We start from the raw sequence: 13065 nt of genomic DNA, 5'->3' as shown, positions 1-13065 counted from the left end.
CAAAGAAAAACGGCGGGGTTGCCCCCGCCGTTTTCTGTTTCTTATTTCAGCCCGCGGAACTTCAGCAGCGGTTCCACCGACGGGTCCTTGCCGCGGAAATCGCGGTACAGGGTCGACAGCTCCACGCTGTTGCCGCGCGAGAGGATCTTGTCGCGGAACTCCTGGCCATTGGCCGCAGTCAGGCCACCGTGTTCGGTGAACCACTGGTAGGCGTCATGGTCCAGCACTTCGGCCCAGAAGTAGGCGTAGTAACCGGCCGAGTAACCACCACCCCAGATGTGGTCGAAGTAGGTGGTGCGGTAACGCGGCGGCACCTGCGGCAGGTCGACCTTGAACTTCTTCAGCGCACTGGCTTCAAAGGCGCCGACATCCTGCAGCGGCGCATCGGCCTTCTGCGTATGCCAGGCCAGGTCCAGCAGCGCGGCCGACAGGTACTCGGTGGTCGCATAACCCTGGTTGAAGCTGCGTGCCTTGAGGATCTTGTCGACCAGTTCCTGCGGCATCGCCTCGCCGGTCTTGTAGTGCTTGGCGTAGTTGGCGAACACCTTCGGATCCAGTGCCCAGTGCTCGTTGAACTGCGACGGGAACTCGACGAAGTCGCGCGAGGTGGCGGTGCCCGCGATCGACGGGTACTTCACGTTCGAGAACATGCCGTGCAGCGCATGGCCGAACTCATGGAACATGGTGGTGACGTCGTCGAAGCTGATCAGCGCAGGCTGGCCGGCGGCCGGCTTGGTGAAGTTGCAGACGTTGTAGACCACCGGCTTGGCACCGGTCAGGCCGTCCTGCTCGACGAACACGTCCATCCAGGCGCCGCCGGACTTGCTGTCACGCTTGAAGTAGTCGGTGTAGAACAGGGCCAGCGAGGTGCCGTCCTTGTCGAACACTTCGTACACCTTCATGTCCGGGTTGTAGGTCGGAATGTCGGTACGCGGCTTGAAGGTGATGCCGTACAGCTGGGTGGCGGCGTAGAAGACGCCGTTCTGCAGCACGTTGTCCAGTTCGAAGTACGGCTTGATCTGCGACTCGTCCAGATCGTACTTGGCCTTGCGCACCTGCTCGGCGTAGAAGTCCCAGTCCGAGGCAGCGACCTGGAAACCACCCTTCTGCGCGTCGATCACCTTCTGGATCTCGCCGGCCTCGGCGCGCGCCTTGGCGGTGGCGGCCGGCACGGTGTCGGTCAGCAGCTTGAGCGCGGCGGCCGGGGTCTTGGCCATCTGGTCGCCCAGCTGGTAGTCGGCGAAGGTGTCAAAGCCGAGCAGCTTGGCCTTCTGCGCACGCAGCTGGGCCAGGCGCTGCACGGTCTGCCGGGTGTCGTTGGCATCGCCACGCTCGGCGCGGGTTTCCGAGGCCTTCAGCACGGCGGCACGCTGGTCGCGGTCGCTCAGCGAGCCGAGCACCGGCTGCTGGGTGGTGTTCTGCAGCGGCAGCAGGAATTTGCCATCCAGCTTGCGATCCTTGGCTGCATTGGCGGCATTGTTGATCGCATTCTCGTCCAGGCCGGCCAGCTTGGCCTTGTCGTCGACGACAACGGCCGCAGCGGCGGTGGCCGCCACCAGGCGGGTGTGGAACTGGGTGGAAAGAGTGGTTTCTTCCACGTTGAGCTTGCGCAGGCTCGCCTTGTCGGCATCGGACAGCTGCGCACCGGCGCGCACCAGGCCGTCGTAGTAGTGCTCGACCAGGCGCTTCTGCACCGGGTCCAGCTCCAGCGTGTCACGCTGGTCGTACAGCGACTTCACGCGCGCGAACAGCTTCGGATCGAGGTTGATCTCGTCCTGGTGCGCGGCCAGCTTCGGCGCCACGTCTTCCTGGATCTTCTGGCGCGCATCGTTGGTATCGGCCTGGACCAGGCCGAAGAAGATGCGCGACACGCGGTTCAGCGTCTCGCCGCTGCGCTCCATCGCCACGATGGTGTTGTCGAAGGTGGCCGGCTCGCTGCTGTCAGCGATCTTGCGCACGTCGGCCAGGTGCTGGCGCATGCCTTCCTCGAACGCCGGCAGGTAGTCGCTGTCCTTGATCTTGTCGAACTGCGGCGCCTGGAACGGCAGCGTGCTGGCGCTCAGCAGCGGATTGGTGGAGGCTTCGGCCGGCTGCTGGGCCGGGGCTTTCTGGGCATCGGACACGGGGGTGGACTCCTTGCCGGAACAGGCCGCCAGCGCCAGGCTGATGGCGGCGGCCAGGACTACGGTACGCGACATGTAAAACACTCCTTGGGCAGACGGTACGGGATACCAGCCCTCCACCCTACTCCTGTCGCGCTCGCCCGGCATGTGCCGGACGTGGCGTCTATGCGGCGGCCTGCGGCCGGCTCAGACCGTACCGCGGGTCTTGCCGATCCAGGGCCGGTAGAACTCGCGGATGGCGGCCATGTCGGCGGCGTCATCGCCGGTCGGCGTGAACAGCGGGCCGATGCCGATGGTCTTCTCCGGGTAGTGGAAATACGCGGCCAGGATCGGCACGTCAGCCATCCGCGCGATCTTCAGGAAGCCGGCCTTCCAGTCCTTCACGGCCTTGCGGGTGCCCTCGGGCGTGATGGCGAACCACATCTTCTCGTTGTTGCGCAGCAGGTCCACGGCCTGGCCGACGGTGCCCTGCGGCGAGCTGCGGTCCAGCGGGATCACGCCCAGCTTGTGCAGCAGCGGGCCGAGCGGCCACCAGAACAGCGATGCCTTGCCCAGCACCTTCACCTTCATGCCCAGCGCGATCTTCGCGGCCATGCCCCACAGGCCGTCCCAGTTGGACGAATGCGGGGCGATGATGAAGACCAGCCTGGGGATGTCAGGCAGGGTACCGGTCACCTTCCAGCCGCCCATGCGCAGGGTGCAGCGCGCCAGCCAGCGCAGGAAGGCGTTGGGTTTGACCTGCGGCATCTGCGGCGGCACGGCCGGCAGCAACGAAGTCGGGTTGTTCAAGCAATCACTCCCAGTCACGTGATGAGCGCCCGCGCTTGATCTGCGCGCGCCCGCGTTTGGCGTCCAGACGACGCAGTTTCGACCCGAGGGTCGGCTTGGTGGCCTTGCGCGGCTTGGGCACGCTCAGCCCGGCCTGGATGAAGGCCGCCAGCCGATCGCGCGCATCCTCGCGATTGCGATCCTGGGTCCGGAAACGTTGCGCGTCGATGACCAGCACGCCTTCGCCGGTCATCCGCCGGTCACGCCGCGCCAGCAGGCGCGCGCGCAACGGTTCGGGCAACGAGGGCGAGTTGGCCACATCGAAACGTAGTTCCACCGCGGTGGAGACCTTGTTGACGTTCTGGCCACCGGCGCCACTGGCACGCACGAACCGCTCGACGATCTCGCCGTCGGGGATTTCAAGCTGCGCGCTGATGGTGACCGGTCCACTGCCCATCCGCGCATTGTAGCGGCAGCCACGCACCGGAGTGCGGCATCGCGCCCCGTATGCCGCCGATCAGGTACCGAACACGCCGCCTTCGCCTTGGCTGCGGGTATGCTGGCCGTCCCATGTACTGCAGGAAGCCCCGCATGACCCGCACCGCACCCGCCCTGCCGTCCCTGCTGCGCCGCGCCGCCCTGCTGCTGGCGCTGACCGTGGCGAGCGTTCCGGCCCTGGCCGCGCCGCCGACCGATGGCGACATCAACCGCCTGCTGTCGGCGTCACGCGCGCAGAGCATGATCGACACCATGCTGCCGCAGATCGAGGCGATGCAGCAGCAGCAGTTCCAGCAGGTAGCCGCACAGCGCCAGCTCAATGCCCAGCAGCAGGAACAGCTGAAGCGGATCCAGGCGCGGACCAGCCAGACCCTGCGCCAGGCCCTGTCCTGGCAGCAGCTGCGGCCGATGTACGTGGACCTGTACAAAAAGACCTTCAGCAAGGAAGACGTGCTGGCGATGGCCGAGTTCTACGAGAGCGCGGCCGGCCAGAGCCTGCTGGACAAGACCCCGGCGCTGATGCAGAACGTGATGGTGGCAATCCAGGCGCGCATGCAGCCGCTGTTCGCGGACCTGCAGAAGGATCTGGAAGCGATCGTCAACGAGCCGGAAAAGAAATGAGGTAGTGCCGGCCGCTGGCCGGCTCCCCATTACATCTGGAATCGCGCAGATGCCGGCCAGCGGCCGGCACTACTGTCAATCGGTATCCACCTGCCAGCCGAACAGGTCCAGCGCCTTCTGGAACCCGCCGTCCAACGGCGCACGCACGTCCACCGTGCCACCGTCCGGATGCGGGAAGCGCAGGCGCTCGGCGTGCAGCAGCATGCGGTGCACGCCCTGCATGCGGAAGATGCGGTTGTGGCGGCCATCGCCGTGGCTGGTGTCGCCGATCATGTGATGCGAGAGGTGCTTGAGGTGCCGGCGGATCTGCCGGAAGCGTCCGGTCTGCGGCTGGCAGCGCAGCAGTGCGTAGCGCGAGCTGGTGAATTCACCGACCGGCACCGACAGCTCGCCGGTGGCCAGGCGCTGGAAGTCGGTGATCGCCGGCTTTTTCACCGGCTTGCCCGGGCCGCCGTCCAGATCATGATCGACCTGCCAGGCGAGCTCGGCCGGCCAGCCCCGGCAGACCGTCAGGTAGTCCTTCAGCACTTCGCCGCCCATCAGGGTCTTGCCCAGCGCGCTGGCGGTATCGCGGTCGAAGGCCAGCAGCAGGCAGCCGCTGGTGGCCCGGTCCAGGCGATGCACGAGGAAGATCGGGCGGCCCAGCTGCTCGCGCAGGCGGTCGGCCAGGAAGTCGTCTTCGCCACGGGCCAGCTTGCTGTCGTGGACCATCAGCCCGGCAGGCTTGTTGACCACGGCCAGGCGCTCATCCAGGTGCAGCAGCTGCAGGGGCGCGGTGTCGGTCTCGACCGCGGCGAGGGTATCGGGTTCGGTGCTCACGGCAGGATTATCGGGGCTGGGCACTGAATGGGGTAGAGCCGGCCGCTGGCCGGCTGTCTCCGGGCAGTCGGATGGCTGCGGTTGCCGACCAGCGGCCGGCAACAGCGTGCCAACCAAGATTGGCACCTACCTGTAGAGCGGTCAGGCGCTGCGCACGGCCAACAGCTCGCCATTGCCCACCGGCACCAGGCTGGTGCTGAAGTCCGGATCAGCGTCCAGCAGCACGCGCAGCGGTTGCATCTCTTCCGCATGCGAGGTGGCGTTGTCCACCACCAGCAGGCCACCCGCGCGCAGCACGCGACGCAACTGCGGCCACCAGCCGGCGTACTGCCCGCGGTCCGAATCGAGGAACAGCAGGTCGATGCAGGCATCGGCGGCCTGCGCCAGCCAGAGCCCGGCATCGTCGTGGACCAGCGTGATGCGATCGGCCAGACCACTGCGCGCGAAGGTGTCACGTGCCATCGCCACCTTGTCCTCGGCGTACTCCAGCGTGGTCACGTGGCCGTCGATGGCGGCGGTTGCCTCGGCCAGCCACAGCGTGGAATAGCCGTTGGACGTACCGATTTCCAGCACCCGCCGTGCCTGGCCGAAGCGCACCAGCACCGACAGGAATTCACCGGTGTCGGGCGTGATGTTGAGCATGCGTCGGCCGCGCTCGCTTTCGCGTGCGTCGTTGTCGGCGCCGAAGCGGATCAGTTCGTCCTTGAGTGCCTGCAGCATGGGGCCTACTTCCACCACGCGCGCAGCAGCGCCACTGCGCCGAGCGCACCGGACAGCCAGCTCCACGCCGGCACGTCGCCCCAGTACCAGCCCGGCGGCTGCAGCACATACATCAGTGCAGCGATGGCCAGCAGGCCGACACCGGTGATCGCGCCGACCGCATGCTTCTGCAGGCGCTGCACGCTGGCATCCAGTGCGGCCAGGTCGCGCGAACGCATCGACAGTTCGTGGCGGCCTTCCACCTGCTGGGTCAGCCAGGCGTGCACCAGGCGCGGCATGTCCGGCGCATGGGTCATGATTTCCGGCAGGCGCTTGCCGATCTCGCGTACCACCCGGCGCGGGCTGTAACGCTCGCGCAGGATCTTCGCCAGCACCGGCTTGGCCACCGCCCAGATGTCGATCTGCGGGTCGAGCTGGCGGCCGACGCCTTCGATGTTCAGCAGGGTCTTCTGCAGCAGGATCAGCTGCGGCTGCAGGGTCAGCTGGTAACGCTGGGCCACGCGGAACAGCTTCATCAGCACTTCGGCCAGCGAGATCTGCGACAGCGGCCGGGTGAAGTACGGCTCGCACACCGAACGCACGGCGGCCTCGAGGTCATCGATGCGCACGTTGTCCGGCATCCAGCGCGCCTGCACGTGCAGTTCGGCGATGCGGCGGTAATCCCGGTTGAAGATGGCCATGAAGTTCTCGGCCAGGTAGTACTGATCTTCCTGCGAGAGCTGGCCCATGATGCCGAAGTCCAGCGCGATGAAACGCGGGTTGGCGCGGCGCGCCGGATCGGTGTCGACCCAGATGTTGCCGGCGTGCGCATCGGCGTGGAAGAAGTTGTCGCGGAACACCTGGGTGTAGAACACCCGCACGCCCTTGGCGGCCAGCGCCTTGCGGTCGATGCCGGCCTTGTCCAGTGCGGCGATGTCATCGGACGGGATGCCCCACACGCGTTCCAGGGTCAGTGCCCGCTCGGCGGTGTGGCTCCAGATCACTTCCGGCACGTACAGATCGTCGCTGTTTTCCCAGAAGCGGCGCAGCACGCTGGCATTGGCGCCTTCGCGCTGCAGGTCCAGCTCGGCAGCCAGAGTGTTCTCGACTTCGGCCACCACTTCGCGCGGGCGGATCTTGTCGGCGCGCGGGTGGGTGCGCTCGACCAGGGCAGCCAGCGAATTGAGCAACGCGATATCGGCGTCGATCTGCTTCTCGATGCCCGGGCGCAGCACCTTGACCACCACCTGGCGGCCATCGGCCAGCGTGGCTGCGTGCACCTGCGCGATCGAGGCCGAGGCCAGCGGTTCGGTATCGAAGCTGGCGAAGGCTTCGCTGACCGGCAGGCCCAGCGCTTCCTCGACGATGCGACGCGCGGTCTCACCATCGAACGGCTTGACCCGGTCCTGCAGCAGGGTCAGTTCATTGGCCACATCCGGCGGCACCAGGTCGCGGCGGGTGGACAGGATCTGGCCGAACTTGACGAAGATCGGGCCCAGATCCTGCAGCGCCAGACGCAGGCGTGCACCGCGCGACTGAGCGGCGATGTCGGCCGAGGCGCGCGGCACGAACGGCTTGGCCAGGCGCAGCCAGCGCTCGGCAGGAGTGCCCTGCAACAGGTCGTCGAGGCGGTAACGCAGGATCACCCGGCCGATGCGGCTGGCACGCAGCACGGCCTTCATGCGGCACCCCGCAGACGCTGCACGCGTGCACCGAGGCGTTCGACGTCGTCGCGCAGCACGTCCACATCGTCGTGGAAGGCATCCAGCTCGGCACGCGGCACCACGTCGCGCGATTCCTCGGTGATGAACTCGGCGGCGCTGTGGGCCAGGTCGATCGCGCCCTGGCGCGCATGCTGCAGGGCGCCGCGCAGGGTGTTGGCCACCTGCACGCCCAGCACTTCGCCGAACACGCTGACGAAGGGCTGCTGCCAGTCAGGGTCGAAGCCCTTGGCCAGCTGCTGCAGGCGACGCGCCAGTTCGGCATCACCGGCCACGCGCACGCGACCCTTGCCGTTGTTGTCGCCGCGCCGTGCGTTGGCCAGCAGCGGCAGCTGCGCCAGCACGCCGGCCAGGCTGCTGCGCACGGCCAGGTCGGCTTCCTGCGCGTCCACCGGGCCGACCCGCAGTGCATCACCGTCGACGCTGATGCGCATGGCCAGCGACGGCGCTTCCAGGGTCAGGTCGATGTGCCGGCCGTCGAGGCTGGCCAGTGCATGGCGGGTATCCGGATCCAGCGCCAGCGCGCGGTTCAGGGCGATCTGCAGGGCGCGGCCAGCGACCGGCTTGAGGGACTTGAGCAGGGAGAGAGCCATGTGCGCATTCTACCTGCGTGGGTGGGGGGCTTGGGCCGGGCTGCCGCCCGGCACCCGCAGAGGCAACGGCAACAGCAATAGCCGAAGCAACAGCAACAACCGGCATTCCGTGGGTTGGCGGGGTGGGTCCGGTTGCGGGGGACGCCGTAAACCCGTCCTTGGGGGCTTGGCCGCGGCATCCATGCCGCGGACACCCCCGCAACCGGACCCACCCCGCCTTCGACAGGTTCCCGCGATCTGTGGGGCGACAGGGGTCGGATCCCGTTGCTGCGCAACGGGCTCTGACCCCTGTTGATGGGCCATGAGGACGGTAGATCCACGCCATGCGTGGATGGATGGCCGGTTCATCCGCGCCTCACCTGAGCGGCAACGGAAGGTTCATGCTGTACGGCCACGCAACGCACAGGACATCGCAACACCATGGCACGGACCCGGGTCGGCATCATCTTCGGGGGCAAGTCCTCCGAGCACGAAGTTTCGCTGCAGTCGGCGAAGAACATCCTCGATGCGCTTGATCGCGAGCGCTTCGAGCCGGTGCTGGTCGGTATCGACAAGCAGGGCCAGTGGCATCTGAGCCAGCCGGATACCTTCCTGATAAATGCCGATGATCCGTCGCGCATCGCGCTGCATCGGTCCGGCACGTCGCTGGCGGTACGCCCGGGTGCTGAGCAGGCACAGCTGCAGCCGTCCGATGCGGCCAGCGCGCTGGGCCAGATCGATGTGGTGCTGCCGATCGTGCACGGGCCGCTGGGCGAGGACGGTGCGCTGCAGGGGCTGCTGCGCATGGCGAACCTGCCCTTCGTCGGTTCGCCGGTGCTGGGCTCGGCGGTGGCGATGGACAAGGACGTGACCAAGCGCCTGCTGCGCGACGCCGGGCTGAAGGTTGCGCCGTGGCTGTGCATCAGGCGTCACCAGGCCGCTGACGTCGATGTCGATGCGGTGATCGCGCAGCTCGGCCTGCCGTTGTTCGTGAAGCCGGCCAACCAGGGTTCGTCCGTGGGTGTGAGCAAGGTCAAGGATGCGGCGGGCTTCGCCGAGGCACTTGCATTGGCGCTGCGCTATGACCACAAGGTGCTGGTCGAATCGGCGGTGGCCGGCCGTGAGATCGAGTGCGCGGTGCTGGGCAACGAACAGCCGCAGGCCAGCCTGTGCGGCGAGGTGGTGGTGCACGACGAGTTCTACGCCTACGACACCAAGTACATCAACGAGGATGGCGCCGAGGTGGTGGTACCCGCGGATATCGATGCTGCAACCCAGGCGCGTATCCAGCAGATCGCGCTGCGGGCCTACCAGGCGCTGGAGTGTGCGGGCATGGCGCGCGTGGATGTGTTCCTCACCGCAGACGGCGAGATCGTCATCAACGAGGTCAACACGCTGCCGGGCTTCACCCGCATCAGCATGTACCCGAAGCTGTGGGGCGCCAGCGGTGTGGACTACACCACGCTGATCACGCGCCTGATCGAACTGGCGCTGGAGCGCCATGAAGCCGATCGCGGATTGCACAGCGCCGTGTAGAGGCGCTCTCTGTAGAGTCGAGCCATGCTCGACTGCTTTTCATGAGTCGAGCATGGCTCGACTCTACAAAGATGCGTGCCGACCAACGGTCGGCACCCACCGGAAAGAACAGTGCCGGCCAGCGGCCGGCACTACCCAGCGGTCTTCTAGCCGCGCTTGCGGAACATCGAAATCACTGCCAGTACCAGGAACACAACGAACAGGATCCAGGCGATGTTGCTGGCGGCACCGGCGATGCCGGAGAAGCCGAGCACGGCAGCGATGATGGCGATGACGAAGAAAATAACGGCGTAATGCAGCATGGTGCTCCTCGCAGATGTCCGGGCCGTTGGATGGCGTGGGTCCATCCTCCCGATCTGGCGGTGTGCAACCAGTGATGGCGACCTATGCGGCAGATGAAGCCTTCAGCCTGCGCAGCCCTTCCTCGATGCTGACCTGCGGCACGTAGCCGAAGTCACGGCGCGCCGGCTCCATGCTGTACCAGTGCGGCGTGCACAGCTGCTCGGCCAGGAAGCGGGTCAGCGGCGGCTCGCCACGCAGGCGCAGCAGCGGCCACAGCCGCTCGCAGACCGCACCGATTCGATAAGCGGTCTTGAAGCTGATCGCCTTGTCCACCGTTGGTGCCCCCACCGCGGACAGCAGCTTGTTGACCAGCTCGCGCATGGGCAGCGGTTCGCCGTTGGAAATGAAGTAGGCCTTGCCCGCACAAGCCGCGCCCGGTGCCAATGCTTCGAAGGCGAGGAAATGCGCGAGCGCGGCGTTGTCGATGTAAGTGGTATCGACCTTGTTGTTGCCATCGCCGACCAGCCGCAGGCGGCCCTGCCGCGCACGTTCGGCCAGGCGCGGCACCAGCTGCTGGTCGCCCGGGCCCCAGATCAGGCGCGGGCGCAGCGCCACCGTCGCCAACGAGGCGTCATTGGCCGCCAGCACGCGCTGTTCGGCGATCGCCTTGGTCGCCGCATACGGTGCCTGGAAGTCCTCGCCGTACGGCACCTCATCAGCCCCCAGGCCTTCCACCGGGTGGGTCGCGCGGTGGGTCACGCTGGGCGTGGAGGTGTAGACCAGCCGGCTGATGCCGTGCGCGCGGCAGGCGGCGATCACGTTGTCGGTGCCGACCACGTTGGCCTGGTGGTAGCTGTCATAGCTGCCCCAGGCGCCGGCCTTGGCGCCGTTATGGAACACCGCATCGACGCCGGCCACCGCGTGCAGCACCGCCTGCGCATCGGCCAGATCGCCGCGGATCTGGCCCACGCCCATGGCCTGCAGTTCCGGGTAGTGGCTGCGGTTGAACGCCAGCACCTGGTGGCCACGTTCGACCAGCCCACGGCACAGCGCCTGGCCAAGGAAACCACCACCACCGGTGACCAGGATCTTCATGCGCGCTTCTCCAGTTCGGCGCTGGCCCAGACGGCGAGCTTCTCGCGGCCGATCTTGGCGTTGTGACGGATATCGACGGGGAACGCGGGGTGCATCAGTACGTGCTGCAGGTTCGCCTCGGGCAATCGCAGGGTGGCCTGGGCGCGCAGCGCCTCGCGCAATGCCGGGCTGTCGCTCTGGCCACGCTGCAGTTCCACGCACAGCACCGGCACCTGCGCACCCGCCGGGCCAACGCCAACCAGTGCCGTGCGCGCCACGCCCGGCACGGTGTTGAACACCGGCTCCACCTGTTCGGTGTACAGCGGCCCCTGTGCGGTTTCCACGCGATGGGTCTTGCGGCCGCAGAACCACAGGCGGCCCTGCGCATCGAAGTAGCCCACGTCACCCATGCGATGCACCACGCGCGTGCTGCCATCGGCCAGCGTCTCGCGGATCTTCGCCGCCGCGGTGGCCTGCGGGCGGTTGAAGTAACTGTCGGTAGCGGTCGGTCCGGCCACGGTGATCTCGCCCACCTCGCCGGTGGCCAGCACGCGCGCCTGCGACCAGTCGGCCAACGGTGCGTCATCGATGCCGATGATGCGCACCTCATTCGGTTCAACCACGCTGCCCACGCAGGTACCGGCACCGGCCTCGGTGGCCGCGCGGGTACGCTCCAGCTCGCGGCCTTCCACCACCGCCACCGGCAGGCACTCGGTGGCGCCGTACGGGGTCCAGAACTGCGCATCGGCCGGCAACAGGCTGCGGATGGTGGCGACCACATCCGGCGGCACCGGGGCGCCGGCCGAGGTCACCCGGGTCACCGTCGGCAACGGCCGGCCGTGACGGGCCAGCACCCGCATCAGCGCAGGCGAGCCAAACAGTTGGGTCACGCCGAAACGCTGGATGGCATCGTGCAGGCGTGCCGGGTCGGCCTGTGCCGGCCGGGTCGGGTCCATGTCCGGAATCACCGAGGTCAGGCCCAGCGCAGGGTCGAACAGCGCGAACGGCGGGAAGGTCGGCAGGTCCACCCCGCCCGCTTCCATGCCAAAGGCACTGCCCAGCAGCTGGATCTGGCCGACGAAATGACGGTGGCGGTAGACCACGCCCTTGGGCACGCCGGTGGAGCCGCTGGTGAACAGGATCGCGGCCATGTCCTCGCCATCGGTGGCGGCCAGCATCGCCCCCCCGTTGGCACCGGCGCGCTCCAGCGCGGCCAGCGTGGTCCCGCCCCAGCCGAGGCGGCGGCCGACGGTGACCAGGCGGGTCGCCGAGGGCGCCCAGCGCAGCGCCAACCGCGCCACGTGTGCCAGCGGAATGCCGATGAAAGCCTCCGGCTGCGCCTCATCCAGGCACTGCTTCAGCGCGCGTTTGTCGATGCCCGGGTCGACCAGCACCGGCACCGCACCCAGTTTGAACAGGGCAAACATCAACAGGAAGAACTCCGGCGACGGCCGCACCATCACCACCGTGCGCACCCCGCGACCGATCCCGTAGCCTGCCAGGCCAGCCGCCATGGCGTCGCTGCGGGCGTCCAGCTGGCGGTAATCCAGGGTCACGTCGTAGGCGGCCATGCCGTTGCCGGCGCCACGGCGGCCCGGGCAGCGGATGGCGATCTGGTCGGGCCGTTCACGCGCCAGTTCAGGCAAACGGGCGGCAATATTGCAGGGTCGGTTCATCCGTTCATTGTCGCCGCTTACGGAATTTCTTGCGCGGCGGCCAACTTCGTGGAAAATCCGCACCCTCGTTCCTGATTCCGACTGCCGCCCGAGGCGGCTTGCCCATGCAACATCCCTGCATGACCTGCGGCGCCTGCTGCACCCAATACCGCGTGGCCTTCCACTGGATGGAATCAGACGAGGTCACCCCCGGCGGCGTACCGCACCAGCTGACCGAGGTGCTGGACCCGCATCGCCTGTGCATGCGCGGCACCCACTCCAAGCCGGTGCGCTGCGTGGCGCTGGATGCGCAGATCGGCGTGTATTCACGCTGCACCATCCACCCCAACCGGCCCAGCGTGTGCCGTGAGGTGGATGCATCGTGGGAGTACGGCAAGGCCAGCCCGCAGTGCGACAAGGCGCGCATTGCCTATGGCCTGGATCCGTTGACCCTGGCCGACTGGCGCTGGCGCGACGAAGCGGGCAACGACGACGACCACCCGGACGACAACGGCAACAGCCCGTCACCGCAGGCGCCGATCGCGGCGTAGTGGTAGCGCCGGCCGCTGGCCGGCAACCTCATGAACCCTTCGGGTGTGCCGACCAACGGTCGGCACCTACCCATTTCCTCTTCCGGTGGGTGCCGACCGTTGGTGGGGGCACCGCAGATGAGGGTGGTGTGGCGGCACCCGCGGCG

Annotated in this window: 13 protein-coding genes; 3 read left to right on the top strand and 10 right to left on the bottom strand. The window is 67.5% G+C overall.

Annotated features, from left to right (window positions below; translation table 11 throughout):
• Positions 1-41: 41 nt before the first annotated feature.
• The 3 genes from dcp to arfB all read right to left on the bottom strand — a co-directional run bounded on the left by dcp (position 42) and on the right by arfB (position 3348).
• On the bottom strand, positions 42-2198 hold the full coding sequence (gene dcp / locus V3B64_RS18650; protein ID WP_107431618.1) for a peptidyl-dipeptidase Dcp: 2157 nt from the start codon (positions 2196-2198) through the stop codon (positions 42-44).
• Positions 2199-2309: 111 nt separating this feature from the next.
• A complete protein-coding gene (locus V3B64_RS18645; RefSeq protein WP_032130468.1) occupies positions 2310-2912 on the bottom strand; it encodes a lysophospholipid acyltransferase family protein in 603 nt (200 codons plus the stop codon).
• 4 nt (positions 2913-2916) lie between these two features.
• The gene (arfB, locus tag V3B64_RS18640) at positions 2917-3348 is read right to left on the bottom strand and encodes an alternative ribosome rescue aminoacyl-tRNA hydrolase ArfB (RefSeq protein WP_032130467.1); all 432 of its coding nucleotides are present in this window, start codon (positions 3346-3348) and stop codon (positions 2917-2919) included.
• Positions 3349-3482: 134 nt separating this feature from the next.
• Between arfB and V3B64_RS18635 the strand changes: the two genes are divergently transcribed.
• Positions 3483-4010, top strand: a complete 528-nt coding sequence (locus V3B64_RS18635) for a DUF2059 domain-containing protein (RefSeq protein WP_329914678.1) — start codon at positions 3483-3485, stop codon at positions 4008-4010.
• A gap of 75 nt (positions 4011-4085) precedes the next feature.
• Here V3B64_RS18635 and V3B64_RS18630 read toward each other — a convergent pair whose 3' ends face one another.
• The 4 genes from V3B64_RS18630 to V3B64_RS18615 all read right to left on the bottom strand — a co-directional run bounded on the left by V3B64_RS18630 (position 4086) and on the right by V3B64_RS18615 (position 7842).
• Complete coding sequence (locus V3B64_RS18630) at positions 4086-4829, bottom strand: pseudouridine synthase (protein ID WP_329914677.1); 744 nt, start codon at positions 4827-4829, stop codon at positions 4086-4088.
• Positions 4830-4970: 141 nt separating this feature from the next.
• Complete coding sequence (locus tag V3B64_RS18625) at positions 4971-5549, bottom strand: class I SAM-dependent methyltransferase (protein ID WP_329914676.1); 579 nt, start codon at positions 5547-5549, stop codon at positions 4971-4973.
• A gap of 5 nt (positions 5550-5554) precedes the next feature.
• Positions 5555-7210, bottom strand: coding sequence for a ubiquinone biosynthesis regulatory protein kinase UbiB (gene ubiB, locus V3B64_RS18620; RefSeq protein WP_107431620.1), 1656 nt, complete (start codon positions 7208-7210; stop codon positions 5555-5557).
• Positions 7207-7842, bottom strand: coding sequence for an SCP2 sterol-binding domain-containing protein (locus V3B64_RS18615; protein WP_132808782.1), 636 nt, complete (start codon positions 7840-7842; stop codon positions 7207-7209). Before V3B64_RS18615 ends, ubiB begins: the two co-directional genes overlap by 4 nt.
• A 420-nt stretch (positions 7843-8262) precedes the next feature.
• Here V3B64_RS18615 and ddlA point away from each other — a divergent pair, with 420 nt between their 5' ends.
• On the top strand, positions 8263-9357 hold the full coding sequence (ddlA, locus tag V3B64_RS18610; RefSeq protein WP_329914675.1) for a D-alanine--D-alanine ligase: 1095 nt from the start codon (positions 8263-8265) through the stop codon (positions 9355-9357).
• Between the two features lie 146 nt (positions 9358-9503).
• Here ddlA and V3B64_RS18605 read toward each other — a convergent pair whose 3' ends face one another.
• From V3B64_RS18605 to oleC, 3 genes are all read right to left on the bottom strand, one after another.
• Positions 9504-9659, bottom strand: a complete 156-nt coding sequence (locus V3B64_RS18605; protein WP_004153593.1) for a DUF1328 domain-containing protein — start codon at positions 9657-9659, stop codon at positions 9504-9506.
• Positions 9660-9741: 82 nt separating this feature from the next.
• Complete coding sequence (oleD, locus tag V3B64_RS18600; RefSeq protein WP_032130147.1) at positions 9742-10734, bottom strand: 2-alkyl-3-oxoalkanoate reductase; 993 nt, start codon at positions 10732-10734, stop codon at positions 9742-9744.
• The gene (oleC, locus tag V3B64_RS18595) at positions 10731-12389 is read right to left on the bottom strand and encodes an olefin beta-lactone synthetase (RefSeq protein ID WP_071228789.1); all 1659 of its coding nucleotides are present in this window, start codon (positions 12387-12389) and stop codon (positions 10731-10733) included. Before oleC ends, oleD begins: the two co-directional genes overlap by 4 nt.
• Before the next feature lie 104 nt (positions 12390-12493).
• Between oleC and V3B64_RS18590 the strand changes: the two genes are divergently transcribed.
• Entirely contained in the window at positions 12494-12919 is a 426-nt protein-coding gene (locus tag V3B64_RS18590; protein WP_004135417.1) for a YkgJ family cysteine cluster protein, read from the top strand.
• The last annotated feature ends 146 nt before the right edge of the window (positions 12920-13065 follow it).

Source organism: Stenotrophomonas sp. SMYL86 (genome assembly GCF_036320025.1).
Lineage (GTDB): Bacteria > Pseudomonadota > Gammaproteobacteria > Xanthomonadales > Xanthomonadaceae > Stenotrophomonas > Stenotrophomonas maltophilia_A.
This window is presented reverse-complemented; position numbering and strand designations above follow the sequence as displayed.